Genomic DNA, 13,882 nt, shown 5'->3' with positions numbered 1-13,882 from the left:
GCTGTCACGAGCGAGCGGCGGTCCGGACAGCGCCGGCGTAGATGGTGCTCAGCCGCTCGGCCATCGCCTGGACGGTGAAGTCGGCCTCGATCCGCTCCCGGGCCCGGCTCATCCTGTCGGCCTGGTCCGGCGCGGTGGCGAGGTCGAAGGCCGCCTTGACCGCGCGGGCCACCTCGTCGGGCCGGCGGGTGTCGACCAGCATCCCGGTCACCCCGTCGTCTATGTAGGTGGCCGGACCACCCGCTGCCGGACCCACCACCACCAGGCCGGAGGCCAGGGCCTCCAGGAGGGCCAGGCCGAACTCCTCCTTGAGGCTGCTGCAGACGTAGACCCCGGCCGGGCCGATGCCGCCCGCCCGACCCTCGCGAGCGGCCGCGAGCCACACCGCGACGACGTCGTTGGGGCGGTGGCCGGGCATCAGCAGGCCGTCGGCCGCACCGGGGAACCGTGCGAGCACCTCGGCGATGCGGTCCAGCTGCTCGCGCTCGTCCTGGGACGGGTCGGCGAGGTCCCCGCCGACGACGAGCAGGTTGCACCGCTCGGCCAGCTCCGGATCACCGGCCCAGGCCTCGACCAGCGTCGCCATCCCCTTGACCCGGTGCAGGCGCCCCACGCTGATGACCAGCGGCAGCCCCCGGCGGTGCTCGGGCAGCGCGGCGACGAGCACGTCGAGCTCGGCCAGTGCCGATCCGGGCGCTCCGGGTCGCTCCAGCTCGGCGGCGGCCGCTGCGCTGACCCGCAGGTCGATGCCCTCCGGCACCACGGTGAACCTGCCGGGCTGCCCGTTCACGTCGAGGCCCAGCAGCTCGCGCATGTCGTGCTGGAGCTCCGGGCGGGGGAAGAGGACGACGTGGGCTGAGTCCTCGGCCAGTCGCTGCACGAGCCGGGCGCGGAACCAGTAGTGCTCGCGTTCGTCCTCGGTGCCGAAGTTGCCCCGATGGAGGCCGCCGGTCATGTCCAGGGCATGGACGACGGCGTGCGGGTCGGGCGCGAGGGTGAACACCACCGGGATGCCCAGCTCGCGGGCCACGTCGGCGGCTGCCAGGCTGCCCACCTCGGCCATCCGCAGGTGCAGGACGTCGGCGCGGTGCGTGCGCAGCACGCGACGGATTCCCCGTTCGGCCGCGATCCGCGACGGCCATGCCTGCGGGGCGGAGGTGGCCTCGGCAAGGAGGGGCACCGGGGTCAGCAAGTGCCCGTCGGCCGGTGCCAGCGCCTCCAGGGCGTCACGTGCGGTGCCGCGGGACAGGGTCAGCACCCGGCCGACACCCGACCCCGTCGCCAGCGCGTCGCCCAGCCGGACCAGCAGGGTCGCGACCCCTCCGTTGTCGCCGGCGCCCGCCCGGCTGATGTCGCGGTCGATGTCGGCGTGCAGGAAGAGCTGGGCGACGGTCAGGCCGGTCCGGGACTCGCCGTGCTCGACGGCGTCGAGGCCGAGGTCGATCGCGGCGAGCCGGGCCACGTCGCCCAGGTCACCCTCGGCCGTGCCCAGGTCACGGACCACCTCGACTGCGGCGGCGTCGGACGGGCGGTCGCCGAGCGCGGCGACGGCGGCCAATCGTGCCGCGGGGTGCTCGTGGGCATCGGTGGCGTGCGCGAGCAACGCGCGGCCGGCGAGCGGGCCGGGCACCAGCCCGAGGGTCTCGACCAGCCGGCCGCGGACCGACGGACCGGACGCACCGGCGAGCGCACCCTCGACGGCGAGGGCGACCTGCTCGGGCGCGCAGACGCCCCACTGGCCGAGCGTGCGCTGCGCGAGGACGCCGGAGAACCCCCCGGTGACCACGACCCCGACCAGCCTGCCGATCGCATCGATGCGGGGAAGACGCCGCTGGAGGGCCCAGCTCGCGTGCTCCCGCAGGAAGGGCCGGGGATGCGACAGCAGCTCCGTCAGCACGGCGTCCGCGCCGTCGTCGAACACCCGGGCCAGTGCGTGCACGGCGGCGATCGCGGTCAGCTCGTCGGGCTCCTGGATCACCGAGGCGAGCAGGCGGACCGCGTCCGCCCCGCCCTCGCCGCCCGCGGCAGCCGCCAGACGATCCCCGCTGCGCAGCACGTCCACGACGAACGGCGCCTGCTGGACCTCGTCGAGAGCGCGCTGCAGAGACTGGGTCATGTGCGGTGTTCGGTGCCGAAGCGACATCGGATGGCTGCGATCGACTGGTCTGGACCAGTCCGCCGCGGACCTGGTGGGAGCATGCGCGGGTGCCTCCTCCCGTCGACCTCGCGTCCATCCGCATCGCGCCGCTGACCCGCGCGCACGCCGAGGACATCGTCACGTGGCGCTACGCCGCGCCGTACGGCGTCTACGACATGGCGGACGCCCAGCCCGACGACCTGCTCGACCCGGCGTTGGGCTTCCACGCGGTCCTGGCAGGAGATGAGCTGATCGGCTTCCGGTCCTTCGGACCGGACGGCCGGGTGCCCGGCTGGGACTACGACGACTCCGCCCTGGACACCGGGGGAGGCCTGAGGCCGTCGCTGACCGGGCAGGGCCTGGGCAGGGCGGCGATCGCGGCCGGGCTCGACTTCGGGCGCGCGCGGTTCGCGCCTGCCGCCTTCCGGGTCACGGTCGCGTCCTTCAACGCCCGCGCGCGGCGTACGGTCGAGTCGCTCGGGTTCGAGGTGGTCGGCTCGTTCGCCGCCCGTCGCGACGGACGGCCGTTCGACGTGCTGGTCCGCGACGAGAGGAGCTGACGGGTCGTCAGCGGGGGCCGGTGGCCGTCCAGGGCGTCGTCCGGGCCATGTCGAGCGCGCGACGGGCCACGAACGGGTCGGCCTGGTTGTAGAGCCACGGGCGGCCGAACCAGACGAAGCCGTCGACGGACTTCGCGGCGACCGCGCGCTGCTCGGGCGGCAACCCCCACTGCGGGTCGGCGGGGCGCGGGGTCGGCGGGATCCCGAGGGTGACGCAGCGCTCCATCGTCCGGGTCCGGCACGTGCGCGCGTTGTCCTTCAGGTCCCTCTTCGTCGCCGGGACCATGTCGCGCCACAGGGTGGGCCGGCCGGACTTCGCGGTGTCGACGATGAAGTGCTTCTCGCCGTAGCCGTCGGCTTCGAGCAGCGCCAGGATCTCGCTGCCGCGGTCGATGTTCTCGACCGGGCCGGCGTAGTGGGTGGAGTCGAGCGCGAAGCCGCGGGCGTACTGGATGCCCGACAGCTTCAGGATCTCGGCGCAGCGGAACGACTCCTGCGCGGTCCCGTTCTCGCACCAGTCGGCCGCGCCCGCGTCGATGTAGACGTTGGTGTTCGGCAGGGCGCTCAGCGTCTGGGTGGCCCACGTGAGCAGCTCGGACTTCACTGCACGGTCCGGCGCGCAGAGGAGGAACGGTCCGTCGGGCTGCATCACCACGAGCGTGTGCGCGCTGCCGATGCCCGCGGCGAGCTCGGTGATCCAGGCGCGGTAGCTCGCCGCCTCGGCGGGCGTCGTGGGCCGCTTGCAGGCCTCGCCCTCCCACGGCTTCATCCGGAAGACGGCCATCTGCGCCAGGGTCTCGGGGTTGCCGTCCTGAGCGGACGCGATGTAGCCGGTCACCGTCGTGCGGATGCGGTGGTCGGGAACGAACGCGCCGTACCACTTGGTGCGGGGTCGCTCGGCGATGACGGCGAGCGCCTCCCGCTTGCGTCCGGTCGCCTTCGTGAAGGGTCGCCACACCTGGTCCTGCGGACCCTCGTAGACGCCCCACAGCCGTCCCGCGAGCGGGTTCGTCGGGTTCTCGGCGTGGGGGCTCACGGGTGCGAGCCAGACCGGGAGCGACGACGTACGCGCCGGGGCCGGTGCAGCGTCGGACACCGTCGGGGCCGGTGCCGCGGGACTCGCCCCCGGCACGGCCAGGGGCGCCGCCACCAGGACGGTGGCAGCGAGGGCGCGGACGAGCGGGGCGAGGAGCATGGTCCGCCCATGGTGCGCGAGCGCGTCGACCGGTGTCGGTGTTTTCGCGATTTCGGGCCGCTGGCTCAGGGGGCCCCGAGCAGGACGCACTCCTGCAGCGCGGGGCTGCAGCGCACCATCCGCTCCTGCTGCCCGTCCGTCACCCGGGCGACGAGGAACTGGTCGTCCTCGAAGGTGAAGGCGGTGTTGACGAAGCGCCACCCCCGCGGCGGAGCCAGTACGCCCTCGCGCTCGCCGTCGAGGTCGCGGACCTGGATCTCCTCGTACTCAGGGACGTCACCCGACACCACGTCCGCCCGCGCCCATGCCACCCACTCCCTGGAGACGTCGGCGATCCCGAAATTCGGCAGCTCCGCGATCTCGACGAGCTCGCCGTCGGCACTCATGTCGGCGAGGTAGACGCGGCCGTCCGCCGGGTCGCGGGAGCCGTCAGTCCCGTCGACCACCACGAGGCCGGCGTCCGTCGCCTTCCAGACCAGCTGGCCGGGAGCGGTCCGGGTCAGGTCGACCGGGTCGGCACCGTCGAAGGGGCGCCACAGGACGCCGACACCCCGGCCGCTCGCGATCACCCAGCCGTCGTCGGTGACAGCCCCGATGCGGGTGCCGACCCCGTCGTCGTCCCGGACGGGGACCGGCACCGGGAGGCCCATCCCCTCGCCCGCCGGTGCGGTCTCGAACCCGTTCAGGTCGCCCTCGCTGGAGAGGTAGGCGACGTACTGACCGTTGGGTGACACGACGGGCGGCTGCTCGAGGGCGACGTCCAGCACGTTCGGTGCTCCACCGTTGCTCCACGCCCACACGAACGGCGGCTCCACCGCCAACCAACCCTGCGTCGTGCCGTCGACCTCGTAGTAGCCGGGGGACGAGTCCCCGGGGAACGAGTCCCCTCCCACGTGCACGACGCCGTCGAGGACGTACGGCACCCGGGGCTGCCCGGTGGGCACCTCCGTCGGCAGCGGATCGGTCGCGTCGTCGGTGACCACCTCGGTCGGCTGCGGGGTCGGCTCCGGGGCCGGATCGAGCCTGGCGCTCCGACCCGCCGGGTCGGCGACCAGGAAGACCAGCGCGACCAGGACAGCGGCGGCCACCGCCACGAGTGGAGCCCAGAGGAACCGGGACGGCGGTCGTGCGGGCAGGTGCGGCCGGGCAGGGACGTCCAGGCCGTCGGCGACCTCACGCAGCTCGCGGGTCAGGATCGTCTCGATGTCGTCGTGCATGTCAGCCCTCCCTCCCTTCGGAGTCGAGTCTGTCCTGGTCGTCGAGCGCGGACCGCAGGCTCTTGAGCGCGCGGTGGGCGGTGGACTTCACGGTGCCGCGCGAGCAACCGAGCGTCTCGGCGATCTCCGCCTCGCTCAGGTCCTCGTAGTAGCGCAGCACGACCACCGCACGCTGTTGCGGCGGGAGCTCCCTGACGTGCGGCCACAGCGCCATCCGGTCGTCGGGGCTCCCGGCGGTCGCGGTGGACTCCGGGAGCGCGTCGGTCAGCAGCTCCAGCCGTCGCCCTCGGGGCCGCTTGGAGGAGAGGAAGGCGTTGGTGAGGATCCGCCGCACGTAGGCGTCCATCGAGTCCGAGGCGCGCACCCTGCCCCACGCGCCGTGGGCCTTGATCAGCGTCTGCTGTGCGAGGTCCTCGGCATCCGCGTGGTTGCCCGCCAGCAGGTAGGCGCTGCGGTAGAGCCGTGGCCACGAGACGGCGGCGTACTCCTCGAACGAGGGCACCTGCGTGTCGGTCGCCGAGAACATCCCCACCCCCGCCTCACCCGGCACCACAGCGGTGCCGTCCACCTCTCCTGACTCCCGATGTCGCCATGAGGTTGCGTCCGGTCTGGATCTGATCGATCCGCTGCCTGGACGAGCTCATCGCCTGGGCCGTGCTCAACGCCTCGTCAGGGTCGGGGCGTCAGACCTGACGGGCGTCCGGCGAGGGCTCCTGGACCTCCGGGTGCAGGATGCCTGCCAGCACCTCGACCCCGTCGACGAGCCGCGGGCCCGGGCGGGCGAACTGCCCGTCGGCGTCGACGGCCCAGACGGGCACGCCGGGGAAGCGGTGGCGTACGTCCTCGGCGAGCGCCGCGCTGCCCGCGAGGTCGAAGCCGCAGGGCGCGCACACCACGACGTCGGGCTGCGAGCCGGTGGCGTCGTCCCACGTGATCCGGGTCGACTTCGCGCCGGTGACGCCGATGGTGGGCTCGCCGCCGGCGCGCTCGACCATCTCGGGGATCCAGTGCCCCGGCGCGAAGGGCGGGTCGGTCCACTCGAGGACCAGCACCCGGGGTCGCGTTCGACCGGCGACCCGCTCGGCCACCGCGGCCAGACGCTCCTCGAGGGAGCGCACCACCTCGGCGGCCCCGGACTCCCGGCCGGTCAGCCGGCCGATCTCGGTGATCGAGCCCAGCACGTCGTCGAGGATGTGTGGGTCGATCGTCGCGACCTCTGCCCGGCAGCCGAGGTGGGAGAGGGCGTCGTCGACGGTGGACACGTCCACGGCGCACACCGCGCACAGGTCCTGGGTGACCACGAGGTCGGCGTCGATCTCGGCGAGCGCGCCGGCGTCGAGGCGGTAGAGGTCCTCGCCGGCCGCCATCGCAGCCCCGACGAAGTCGTCGATCTCCTTGGGCGTCAGGCCCTCGGGCATCGCCGAGGTCGACACCACGCGCCGCTCGCGCGCCGCGGGCGGGTGGTCGCACTCGAAGGTCACCCCGACCACGTCGTCCCCGGCACCGACCGCGAAGAGGATCTCCGTCGCGGACGGGATCAGGGAGACGATGCGCATCCCGCGAGCCTAGGGGCTGGCGGTCACCAGTCGCAGGCTCACCGTGCCGGTGGCCCCGGGTGCGGGCAGGGCGACCGCGACCGGCTCGCGCAGGAAGAAGTACGACGTCGCGACAGGCACTGACGCGGAGACCGCGGCGAAGCCGTTGTCAGCGCATCCCATCGGCCCACCGGGCTCGTGTCCGCAGGTCCAGGGGGAGCGGGAACCCAGCTCCACCGACCACCCCTCGTCGGCGCCCAGGTCTCGTGAGGTGCTTTCCAGCCGGCGCCCGGTGCCGATCGCGAAGGAGTAGAGGCGCGTCCCGGAGCCGTCGAGGGCGATGTCGAATGCCGGGCCGTCGGTGACGAGGTCCGCCACCCGGATGCCCTTGCGCAGGCGGACGGTGGCGGTGCGCGAGCCGCGCACGGCGTCGGTCACGGTCGAGACCTCGGTCGCACCAGAGGTGCGAATGACGAAGCTCTCGGACCCGCCGTCGGAATGGCTGATCAACCCCGGGTGCGTGGCGCCCCAACGGTTGAGCGCGCTGTCGCCGTCGCTGAGTCGCGCACCCGTGATGTCGTCGACGTAGACCAGGTCGTCGGCCGCCCCGTCGAAGGTGAGGACGACCTCGCGCAGCGCGCGGCGCTCGGCCGAGACGGTGACGGGCGCGCCGTCGGGCTGCGCGGCCACCTCGACGGCGCGGGCGGCGGTGACGCGACGGCCCGAGCGCACCCGCACCAGCGTCCGGCCCGGCAGGGCCTCGTCGCAGACGGCCGAGACGTCGTTTGCCACCCGGATGTCATGTCCGGGGCGCAGCAGCAGGGGCCCGCCGTAGCCGACGCAGGAGGTCCCGTCCGGCAGGTAGACCCGCTGCTCGTCGCGGCCGCTGTCCACGGTCACGCGGTCGCCACGACGGAGGCGCATCGCCGCGAGGTCGATGTAGCCGCGGCGGTTCGACGTGCGGAGCGCTCGGCCGTCGACGGCCAGGTCGTGGACGCGGGCCTTGACCAGGCTCACCTCCTGCCGGGCGAACCGGTTGGCGGGCACCCGGAAGGTGAAGCGCCCGTTGCGCGGCAACCGGTGGAGGTCGCTGTCCTCCCAGGCCGGACGCACCGCCCGCCCGCGGGAGAACAGCCGCGCGAAGCGATTCGTCGTGACGAGGTCGCCACGACGACCCTCGAAGCTCAGGAAGAGCCGGCTTCCCTTGGGTGTCCACACGGCCTCGTCGCCGTAGGCCACGAACTTCCGCAGGACGGGTGCGGCAGCAGCGCTCGACGCGACCGTGGACTGCGCGGCGCCGGGGGCCGCGGCGGCGTATGGTGCGACGGCCGTCAGCGGAGTCGTGAGTCCGGCGGCCAGGACCGATGCGACGAGCGCCCGCGTGCGGATCATGGAGGTCTCCCCGGAAGTGACGTGATGTGGTGTCAGCGGATCAGACGCACCGTAGCGGGCGAAAGTTGCCCCGCGCGCGCGTCAGTTCCCCGACGAGGTAGGAATGCCGGGTGACCCATGACCCGACGGACCACTTCGTCCACGTCCGCGGGGCGAGCGAGAACAACCTGCGCGACGTCGACCTCGACATCCCACGCGACGCGATGGTGGCCTTCACCGGCGTCTCCGGGTCCGGCAAGTCGTCCCTCGCCTTCGGCACCCTCTACGCCGAGGCTCAGCGGCGCTACTTCGAGTCCGTGGCGCCGTACGCCCGTCGCCTGCTGCAGCAGGTCGGCGCTCCGCACGTGCAGGAGATCACCGGGCTGCCACCGGCCGTGGCCCTCCAGCAGCGGCGCGGCGCGCCCAGCTCGCGCTCGAGCGTCGGGACGCTGACGACGCTGTCCAACCTGGTCCGGATCCTCTACTCGCGGGCCGGCACCTACCCGGAGGGAGCCGAGAGACTGGCGGCCGAGGCGTTCTCGCCGAACACGGCCGCGGGAGCGTGCCCCACCTGTCACGGACTGGGACAGGCGCACGACGTCGCCGAGGACCTCCTCGTGCCCGACGAGTCGCTGAGCATCCGGGAGGGCGCGATCGCGGCCTGGCCCGGCGCCTGGCAGGGCAAGAACCTGCTGCGGGTGACCAGGGCGGTCGGCATCGACGTCGACGTGCCGTGGCGGGAGCTGTCCCGCAAGGACCGCGACTGGCTGCTCTACACCGACGAGCAGCCGCGCGTCCTCATCGACCGGCGCGGCGAGGCCGACGACACGACCGGGCGCGACTACCACGGCACCTTCTGGAGCGCGCGCAAGCACGTGCGCCACACGCTGGCCGACACCAAGAGCCAGATGATGCGCGACAAGGCGATGCGCTTCGTCCGCAGCACCGTCTGCCCGGTCTGCCACGGCTCCGGGCTGCGGCCCGAGGCCCTCGCGGTGACCTTCCGGGGGTTGGGCATCGCCGAGACCAACGCCCTCTCCTTCGTAGAGCTCGCGGCCCTGCTGCGCCCGTTGGAGGGCGAGACGGAGGTCGCGGTGCGTCTCTGCGCGGACGTCGTCGAACGGGTGGAGGTGCTCCTCGACCTGGGACTCGGCTACCTCGCGCTGGGCCGCAGCTCCACCACGCTCTCGCCCGGGGAGGCCCAGCGGCTCCGGATCGCGACCCAGCTGCGCTCGGGCCTCTTCGGGGTCGTCTACGTGCTCGACGAGCCGTCCGCCGGGCTGCACCCCGCCGACGCCGCGCCGCTGCTCGACGTGCTCGACCGCCTGAAGGGCTCGGGCAACTCGCTGTTCGTCGTCGAGCACGACCTCGACGTCGTCCGTCGGGCCGACTGGATCGTCGACATCGGCCCGGGCGCGGGCGAGGCCGGGGGACAGGTGCTCTACTCCGGACCGGTCGAGGGGCTCGAGGACGTCGCAGAGTCGGTGACGGGGGCCCACCTGTTCGGCCGCGTGGCTCCGCTCGAGCGCCACGGCCGCACCCCGCACGGCTGGCTCCACCTGCGCGGCATCAGCAGGCACAACCTGACCGACCTCTCGGTCGACCTCCCGCTGTGCGTGCTCACGGCGGTCACCGGTGTCTCCGGGTCGGGCAAGTCCACGCTGGTCACCCAGGTGCTCGCCGAGCTCGTACGCCGCCACCTCGGCCAGGCCCCGGACGATGCCGAGGAGAGCGAGCTCGAGATCGACGTGGACGAGGCAACGGGAATCGAGGCCTTTGATCGTCTCGTGCGGGTGGACCAGCGTCCGATCGGTCGCACACCACGGTCCAACCTGGCGACCTACACCGGTCTCTTCGACGCCGTCCGCAAGGTGTTCGCCGCCACACCCGAGGCGAAGGCCCGCGGCTACGGCGTGGGCCGGTTCTCCTTCAACGTCGCCGAGGGTCGTTGCGAGACCTGCCAGGGCGAGGGGTTCGTCTCGGTCGAGCTGCTCTTCCTCCCCGGGACCTACGCGCCGTGCCCGACGTGCCACAGCGCGCGCTACAACGCCGAGACACTCGAGGTCACCTGGCACGACCTGACCGTCGCCGACGTGCTCGGTCTCACCGTCGAGCAGGCGGCCGACGCGCTGGCCGACGTGCCGGCCGCGGCACGCAGCCTCCAGACCCTGCAGGAGGTCGGTCTCGGCTACCTCCGCCTGGGCCAGCCGGCCACGGAGCTCAGTGGCGGCGAGGCGCAGCGCATCAAGCTCGCGACCGAGCTGCAGCGCGCCCGGCGCGGGCACGCGCTCTACCTGCTGGACGAGCCCACCGCCGGCTTGCACCCCGCCGACACCGCGCTGCTGCTGCGCCAGCTCCACAGGCTGGTCGACGCCGGCAACACCGTGGTGCTCGTCGAGCACGACCTGGACACCATCGCCACGGCCGACTGGGTCATCGACCTCGGCCCCGGCGGCGGGGACCGGGGCGGCACGGTGGTGGCCACCGGGACACCGCACGACATCGCCGCAGCACCCGGCAGCGCCACCGGGTCCTACCTGGCCCGGCACCTGGCCTGACGGGCACACTGGCGCCATGGCTGCCTGCGTCTTCTGCCGGATCGTGTCCGGCGACCTGCCCGGCCACCTCGTGCTGGAGACCGACGACCTCGTCGCCTTCCTCGACATCCGGCCGGTCTTCAAGGGCCACGTCCTGCTCGTCCCGCGCGAGCACGTCGAGACCCTGCCGGACCTGCCGGCCGGGCTGCGCGACGGCTTCCTCGCCGCCGCGCAGCGGATCGCGACCGCGGTCGAGGACGGCCTCGGCGCGCAAGGATCCTTCGTCGCGATCAACAACACGGTCAGCCAGTCCGTGCCCCACCTGCACCTCCACGTCGTCCCGCGCACCAAGGGCGACGGGCTGCGCGGCTTCTTCTGGCCCCGCACGAAGTACGCCGACGGCGAGGAGGCGGCGTACGCCGAGCGCCTGCGCGGCGCCCTCGGCGACGTCTAGACCGCGCGGGTCACCTCGTCGGCGGGCTCCGGCCGCAGGGTCCACGCCTCCTCGCGCCGTCGCAGCGAGTTGCCCGTGACGTGGGCGGCGAGGGCGACCGACGCGCACCCGACGGCGATCCCGCCGAGGACGTCGACGAAGAAGTGCCAGCCGAGGTAGACCGTCGCCACGATCGTGAGGACGAGGAAGGTCCAGCTCGCGACCCGCACGACGAGCGGCAGCCGGATCAGCTCGCTCACCAGGCAGATCGTCACCATCACCGCCACGTGCAGCGAGGCGAAGGCCGCGATCGTCTGCACGGCCGAGGTGTCCCACGGCCCGGCGAGCACCTCGACGCGGTCCGACAGCAGCAGGTCGCGCACCGAGGTGTTGGGGGTGCGGGCCAGGTCCGCGAACCACGCGGGGGAGGAGTACGTCGGTCCCAGCGACGGCACGGCGTAGTAGAGCAGGGCACCGAGGCACCAGTTGAGCGACGTGGCGGTGACGTACCACGCACCCGCCGTCGAGCGACGCGTCCACACCAGCGCGATGGCCAGGGTGGCCGGCACCAGGCCGATCCACACCAGGTAGACCGCGGCCATCACCCAGTTGGCCCAGCCGGTGCCGAGGGCGTCGTGCAGGACGAGAGCCGGGTCGTTGCCGAGCCACATGAAGCGGTCCAGCCGGGCCAGCTCCTCGTCGTGGAGGCGGTCGGTGACGAAGGGGACGTAGCCCTTCAGGTTGCGGAACGCGACGTAGGCGACGTACCAGGTGAGCAGTCCGCTGGCGGTGAACCGGACCTGGTCGCGGTCCCAGCGCTCGCGCACCACCTCGCGCAGCGTCGCCCGGGCCGCCACGCCGCGGCGGCGGACCAGCAGCGCCCACCGCGCCAGCACGTCGAGGGCGACGGCGGACGCGACGATCACCGGCAGCCGGAACCACGTGGGCAGGTTCGCGCCGTCGGGGTCGCGCAGCGGCAGGTGGTGGGTCCACGCCACGAGGGCGGCTGCGAGCGCCATCACGGCAGCCACGACCGCAGCGGCGCGGAACTCCCCCCGACCCATCTGCCCACCGTAGCGACTAGCCTCGGCCTCGATCTGTCTCCCGACCTCCCACATACCCCAAGGAGTTCCCCATGGGCCGGTTCGACCGCCGCGTCGCCGTCATCACCGGAGCAGCCCGAGGCATCGGCTTCGGCATCGCCCAGCGCCTCGCCAGCGAGGGCGCGTCCGTCGCGATCCTCGACCTCGACGAGTCGGCCGCCGCCGACGCCGCGGGCCGCCTCGAGCTCGCCGACGGCGCCCGCGCGGTCGGCATCGGGTGCGACGTCGTCGACTCCGCCGCCGCGGAGGCCGCGGTGCAGCGCGTGGTCGACGAGCTCGGCGGGATCCACGTCCTGGTCAACAACGCTGGCGTCACCCGTGACAACCTGCTCTTCAAGATGACCGAGGAGGACTGGGACCTCGTCATGAACGTCCACCTCAAGGGCGTCTTCAACATGACCAAGGCCGCGCAGTCGCGGTTCGTGGAGCAGAAGTACGGCAAGATCCTCAACCTCTCCAGCGTCTCCGCGCTGGGCAACCGCGGCCAGGCCAACTACTCGGCCGCCAAGATGGGCATCCAGGGCCTCACCCGCACCCTCGGGATCGAGCTCGGCCCGTTCGGCGTGACCGCCAACGCCATCGCGCCCGGATTCATCGTCACCGAGATGACCGACGCCACCGCGCGCCGGCTCAAGATGGAGCCCGAGGAGCTGCAGCGGCTCAACGCCGAGGCCACCCCCGTGCGCCGGGTGGGGCAGCCCGAGGACATCGCCGCGGCTGCCGCCTTCCTGTGCAGCGACGAGGCGTCCTTCATCACCGGCCAGACGTTGTACGTCGACGGCGGGCGCAAGCTCGGCTGAGCGTGATCTCGGCCACGACCCACGCGCGTCGGGTCGTGGCCGGGTTTGCGCGTCTCGGGGGCCTCTGTCACCTTGTCGGAGGAGTCGAGAGACCCACAGGACGGCTCGGGTCGCCCTGCTGGCGTCGGACTCCGTCACGAAGATCGTGTCTGACGACACCCGCCCCGGGCGACGCCGAGTCCTGCCCCGCCGGAGCGGCCCCCCGAGAAGATCGAGGGCAGGAGTGGGGGACCCACAGGTTCCACCGCCGCTGCGTGCGACCGCGCGCCACGGCTAGGGGTGAAGCCACCCCCTCCTCCGGGAGGACGGCGGCGGGACACCTTCCAGTCCCAACCCGACAGCTCACCTCACAGGCGTGGGAAAGGACCCACCTCATGCCTGCAACCCCTCGCACGCTGCGCACCTGCGCGCTCGCCCTCGCCGGGCTCGGACTCTCCGCCTCGACGCTGACGGCCCTGCCCGCCGCCGCGGCCGACGGCGACCCGGGATCGGCCACCACGACCACGACGGCCACCAAGACGACCACGAAGACGACCACGAAGAGGACCGCGAAGCGCACCGCTGCCCGTCGCGTGTCCTCCCGCGTGCTCAGCGCCCGTGACATCGCCATGCGCCAGCGCGGTGACGCCTACGCCTACGGTGCCGCCGGCCCGCACCGCTTCGACTGCTCCGGGCTGATCCGCTACAGCTACGCCCGCGCCGGCTTCGACGTGCCGCGTACGTCCAGGGCCCAGGCGGGCCACACCCGCCGCATCGCGAAGAAGAACATGCGTGCCGGCGACCTGATGTTCTTCTACGGCAGCGGCGGGGTCTACCACGCCGGGATCTTCCTGCGCTGGTCGAAGGGCCACGCCCTGATGCTGCACTCGCCCGGCTCGGGCCAGCGCGTCCGCATCTCCGCCCCGTGGACCTCGCAGTGGTTCGGTGGGACCCTGCGCCGCCGCTGATCTACCCTGTGGCGCGCCTTCCCCGAACGGGGAGGGCGCGCCGCCAC

The 13,882-nt window shown here is 73.1% G+C and carries 12 protein-coding genes and 1 riboswitch; of the genes, 5 read left to right on the top strand and 7 right to left on the bottom strand.

All coding sequences use genetic code 11. The features are described 5' to 3' along the window. Positions 1-4 precede the first annotated feature (4 nt). A complete protein-coding gene (locus CFI00_RS17015; protein ID WP_207082244.1) occupies positions 5-2,116 on the bottom strand; it encodes a glycosyltransferase in 2,112 nt (703 codons plus the stop codon). Positions 2,117-2,205: 89 nt separating this feature from the next. On the opposite strand from CFI00_RS17015, the gene CFI00_RS17010 reads away from it, so the two are divergent. Beyond that, the gene (locus tag CFI00_RS17010; RefSeq protein ID WP_207082243.1) at positions 2,206-2,697 is read left to right on the top strand and encodes a GNAT family N-acetyltransferase; all 492 of its coding nucleotides are present in this window, start codon (positions 2,206-2,208) and stop codon (positions 2,695-2,697) included. A 7-nt stretch (positions 2,698-2,704) separates the two neighbouring features. On the opposite strand, the gene CFI00_RS17005 is transcribed toward CFI00_RS17010, so the two are convergent. The 5 genes from CFI00_RS17005 to CFI00_RS16985 all read right to left on the bottom strand — a co-directional run bounded on the left by CFI00_RS17005 (position 2,705) and on the right by CFI00_RS16985 (position 8,036). Beyond that, positions 2,705-3,892, bottom strand: a complete 1,188-nt coding sequence (locus tag CFI00_RS17005) for a glycoside hydrolase family 6 protein (protein WP_207082242.1) — start codon at positions 3,890-3,892, stop codon at positions 2,705-2,707. 65 nt (positions 3,893-3,957) lie between these two features. Beyond that, a complete protein-coding gene (locus tag CFI00_RS17000; protein ID WP_207082241.1) occupies positions 3,958-5,109 on the bottom strand; it encodes a hypothetical protein in 1,152 nt (383 codons plus the stop codon). 1 nt (position 5,110) lies between these two features. Beyond that, complete coding sequence (locus CFI00_RS16995) at positions 5,111-5,677, bottom strand: SigE family RNA polymerase sigma factor (protein WP_242532453.1); 567 nt, start codon at positions 5,675-5,677, stop codon at positions 5,111-5,113. Positions 5,678-5,792: 115 nt separating this feature from the next. Beyond that, entirely contained in the window at positions 5,793-6,665 is an 873-nt protein-coding gene (locus tag CFI00_RS16990; protein ID WP_207082240.1) for a cobalamin-binding protein, read from the bottom strand. Positions 6,666-6,674: 9 nt separating this feature from the next. Continuing rightward, a complete protein-coding gene (locus CFI00_RS16985) occupies positions 6,675-8,036 on the bottom strand; it encodes a hypothetical protein (protein WP_207082239.1) in 1,362 nt (453 codons plus the stop codon). 110 nt (positions 8,037-8,146) lie between these two features. On the opposite strand from CFI00_RS16985, the gene uvrA reads away from it, so the two are divergent. Together uvrA and CFI00_RS16975 are read left to right on the top strand one after the other, a co-directional pair. Beyond that, positions 8,147-10,573 (top strand): excinuclease ABC subunit UvrA, encoded by a 2,427-nt coding sequence (gene uvrA, locus CFI00_RS16980; RefSeq protein ID WP_207082238.1) that lies wholly within the window; start codon positions 8,147-8,149, stop codon positions 10,571-10,573. Positions 10,574-10,589: 16 nt separating this feature from the next. Next, positions 10,590-11,006, top strand: a complete 417-nt coding sequence (locus CFI00_RS16975) for an HIT family protein (RefSeq protein ID WP_207082237.1) — start codon at positions 10,590-10,592, stop codon at positions 11,004-11,006. On the opposite strand, the gene CFI00_RS16970 is transcribed toward CFI00_RS16975, so the two are convergent. Further along, on the bottom strand, positions 11,003-12,049 hold the full coding sequence (locus CFI00_RS16970; protein WP_207082236.1) for a phosphatase PAP2 family protein: 1,047 nt from the start codon (positions 12,047-12,049) through the stop codon (positions 11,003-11,005). The genes CFI00_RS16975 and CFI00_RS16970 overlap by 4 nt on opposite strands. 71 nt (positions 12,050-12,120) lie before the next feature. Between CFI00_RS16970 and fabG the strand changes: the two genes are divergently transcribed. Both fabG and CFI00_RS16960 read left to right on the top strand, forming a co-directional pair. Further along, the gene (fabG, locus tag CFI00_RS16965; RefSeq protein WP_207082235.1) at positions 12,121-12,888 is read left to right on the top strand and encodes a 3-oxoacyl-ACP reductase FabG; all 768 of its coding nucleotides are present in this window, start codon (positions 12,121-12,123) and stop codon (positions 12,886-12,888) included. 199 nt (positions 12,889-13,087) lie between these two features. Continuing rightward, a riboswitch (cyclic di-AMP (ydaO/yuaA leader) is annotated at positions 13,088-13,257 on the top strand. 5 nt (positions 13,258-13,262) lie between these two features. Next, complete coding sequence (locus CFI00_RS16960; protein ID WP_207082234.1) at positions 13,263-13,835, top strand: C40 family peptidase; 573 nt, start codon at positions 13,263-13,265, stop codon at positions 13,833-13,835. Positions 13,836-13,882 lie beyond the last annotated feature (47 nt).

This window comes from Nocardioides sp. S5, assembly GCF_017310035.1.
Taxonomy (GTDB): Bacteria; Actinomycetota; Actinomycetes; order Propionibacteriales; family Nocardioidaceae; genus Nocardioides.
The sequence above is the reverse complement of the archived record's forward strand: the minus strand, read 5'-3'. Positions and strand labels throughout refer to the sequence as shown.

Coding starts and splice junctions, on each gene's coding strand:
- CFI00_RS16990 (WP_207082240.1), bottom strand. CDS start 6,665: ATGCGCATCGTCTCCCTGATCCCGTCCGCGACGGAGATCCTCTTCGCG.
- CFI00_RS17015 (WP_207082244.1), bottom strand. CDS start 2,116: ATGACCCAGTCTCTGCAGCGCGCTCTCGACGAGGTCCAGCAGGCGCCG.
- CFI00_RS16975 (WP_207082237.1), top strand. CDS start 10,590: ATGGCTGCCTGCGTCTTCTGCCGGATCGTGTCCGGCGACCTGCCCGGC.
- fabG (WP_207082235.1), top strand. CDS start 12,121: ATGGGCCGGTTCGACCGCCGCGTCGCCGTCATCACCGGAGCAGCCCGA.
- CFI00_RS16970 (WP_207082236.1), bottom strand. CDS start 12,049: ATGGGTCGGGGGGAGTTCCGCGCCGCTGCGGTCGTGGCTGCCGTGATG.
- CFI00_RS17005 (WP_207082242.1), bottom strand. CDS start 3,892: ATGCTCCTCGCCCCGCTCGTCCGCGCCCTCGCTGCCACCGTCCTGGTG.
- CFI00_RS16960 (WP_207082234.1), top strand. CDS start 13,263: ATGCCTGCAACCCCTCGCACGCTGCGCACCTGCGCGCTCGCCCTCGCC.
- CFI00_RS16985 (WP_207082239.1), bottom strand. CDS start 8,036: ATGATCCGCACGCGGGCGCTCGTCGCATCGGTCCTGGCCGCCGGACTC.
- CFI00_RS17000 (WP_207082241.1), bottom strand. CDS start 5,109: ATGCACGACGACATCGAGACGATCCTGACCCGCGAGCTGCGTGAGGTC.